Source organism: Pseudoroseicyclus aestuarii (genome assembly GCF_003217255.1).
GTDB lineage: Bacteria > Pseudomonadota > Alphaproteobacteria > Rhodobacterales > Rhodobacteraceae > Pseudoroseicyclus > Pseudoroseicyclus aestuarii.
The window spans coordinates 1-2500 of sequence record NZ_QJTE01000017.1; the positions used below are offsets into that span (position 1 = coordinate 1).

At 54.4% G+C, this 2500-nt stretch carries 1 tRNA gene and 2 rRNA genes (1 of these 3 cut by a window edge); all 3 read right to left on the reverse strand.

Annotation, left to right across the window (positions count from 1 at the left end):
- Positions 1 to 5 precede the first annotated feature (5 nt).
- A tRNA-Met gene (locus DFP88_RS16575) sits at positions 6 to 82 on the reverse strand.
- 43 nt (positions 83 to 125) lie between these two features.
- Positions 126 to 240: ribosomal RNA gene (gene rrf / locus DFP88_RS16580) — 5S ribosomal RNA — on the reverse strand.
- A 72-nt stretch (positions 241 to 312) separates the two neighbouring features.
- Positions 313 to 2500 (reverse strand): 23S ribosomal RNA (locus DFP88_RS16585); it runs 638 nt beyond the window's last position.

The following is a 2500-nucleotide window of genomic DNA, read 5'->3' on the forward strand; positions in this document are numbered from 1 at the left end:
TGATTTGGTTGCGGGAGTAGGATTTGAACCTACGACCTTCAGGTTATGAGCCTGACGAGCTACCGGACTGCTCCATCCCGCGCCAGGGGTGTCATCGTTAAGAGAGAATTGATGTTTCTTACTAGGTCTGGCGGCGACTTACTCTCCCACGTCTTAAGACGCAGTACCATCAGCGCAACGGCACTTAACGGCCGAGTTCGGAATGGGATCGGGTGTTTTGCTCGCGCTATGACCACCAGACCGAGTAAGAAACATCTTTGTTCCAAGTCTTGTACGACTTTCGTCAGCAGCTGAGTTCTGCTGTTTCTGGATCGGGTCAAGCCTATCGGACCATTAGTATCAGTCAACTGAATGCATTGCTGCACTTACATCTCTGACCTATCGACGTGGTGGTCTACCACGGTCCTCAGGGATACCTTGTTTTGAGGGGGGCTTCCCGCTTAGATGCCTTCAGCGGTTATCCTTTCCGATCATAGCTACCCTGCACTACCGCTGGCGCGATAACAGGTCCACCAGTGGATCGTTCACCCCGGTCCTCTCGTACTAGGGGCAACTCCTCTCAAGTATCCTACACCCACGGAAGATAGGGACCGAACTGTCTCACGACGTTCTAAACCCAGCTCACGTACCTCTTTAAATGGCGAACAGCCATACCCTTGGGACCTGCTCCAGCCCCAGGATGAGATGAGCCGACATCGAGGTGCCAAACGATGCCGTCGATATGGACTCTTGGGCATCATCAGCCTGTTATCCCCGGCGTACCTTTTATCCGTTGAGCGATGGCCCTTCCACTCGGGACCACCGGATCACTATGGCCGTCTTTCGACTCTGCTCGACTTGTCAGTCTTGCAGTCAGGCTGGCTTATGCCATTGCACTCAACGAGCGATTTCCGACCGCTCTGAGCCAACCTTCGCGCGCCTCCGTTACGATTTGGGAGGCGACCGCCCCAGTCAAACTACCCGCCACAGAGGGTCCCGGACCCGGATAACGGGCCGCGGTTAGACATCAAGAGTGCGAAGGGTGGTATCTCAAGGGAGGCTCCACAGAAACTGGCGTTCCTGCTTCGAAGCCTACCACCTATCCTGCACATCGCAATCCTGATGCCAGTCTGAAGCTGTAGTAAAGGTGCACGGGGTCTTTCCGTCTAACCGCGGGTAGCCGGCATCTTGACCGGCAATTCAATTTCGCTGAGTCGATGTTGGAGACAGCGGGGAAGTCGTTACGCCATTCGTGCAGGTCGGAACTTACCCGACAAGGAATTTCGCTACCTTAGGACCGTTATAGTTACGGCCGCCGTTTACCGGGGCTTCAATTCAAGGCTTGCACCTCTCCTTTTAACCTTCCGGCACCGGGCAGGCGTCAGACCCTATACGTCGTCTTGCGACTTCGCAGAGCCCTGTGTTTTTAGTAAACAGTCGCCACCCCCTGGTTTGTGCCCCCGGCCCATACTTGCGTACGAACCGGGCCTCCTTCTCGCGAACTTACGGAGGTATTTTGCCGAGTTCCTTCAACATCGTTCTCTCAAGCGCCTTGGTATTCTCTACCAGTCCACCTGTGTCGGTTTCGGGTACGATCCTATGGAGGGCTATTTCCAGGGACTGCTAAGCGGCCCATCCAATCCGATAAGGATGAACAACCGTCGCAATCCGTCACCATCTCCTGGCCCAGGAATATTAACCTGGTTCCCATCGACTACGCCTTTCGGCCTCGCCTTAGGGGTCGGCTTACCCTGCTCAGATTAGCTTTAAGCAGGAACCCTTGGACTTTCGGCGACAGGGTCTCTCACCCTGTTTGTCGCTACTCATGTCATCATTCTCGCTGGTGATCTCTCCACCGGATGGCTCACGCCCCGGCTTCACAGAAAGTCTCGCGTCTCCAGTACGGGCAAGCCCGCAAAAGAGACATGAGACTATGTCACACCACGCTCCGCTACCACTGCTATGCAGTCCTAAGCTTCGGCTCATGGCTTGAGCCCCGTTACATCTTCGCCGCAGGACAACTTATTTAGACCAGTGAGCTGTTACGCTATCTTTAAAGGATGGCTGCTTCTAAGCCAACCTCCTGGTTGTTTTGGTCGTCCCACCTGCTTTCCCACTTAGCCATGAATTAGGGGCCTTAGCTGTAGGTCAGGGTTGTTTCCCTCTCCACACCGGACGTTAGCACCCGATGTGTGTCTGCCAGATAGTGCTCCTCGGTATTCGGAGTTTGCTTAGGATCAGTAAGGCTGTAGGCCCCCATTACCCATGCAGTGCTCTACCCCCGAGGGCATTTGTCTGACGCTCTACCTAAATAGATTTCGCGGAGAACCAGCTATCTCCGAGTTTGATTGGCCTTTCACCCCTAGGCACACCTCATCCCGACCTTTTTCAACAGGTGTGGGTTCGGACCTCCAGTAAGTGTTACCTTACCTTCATCCTGGACATGCCTAGATCACTCGGTTTCGGGTCTGATGCCACGAACTCATGCGCCCTATTAAGACTCGCTTTCGCTGCGCCTACA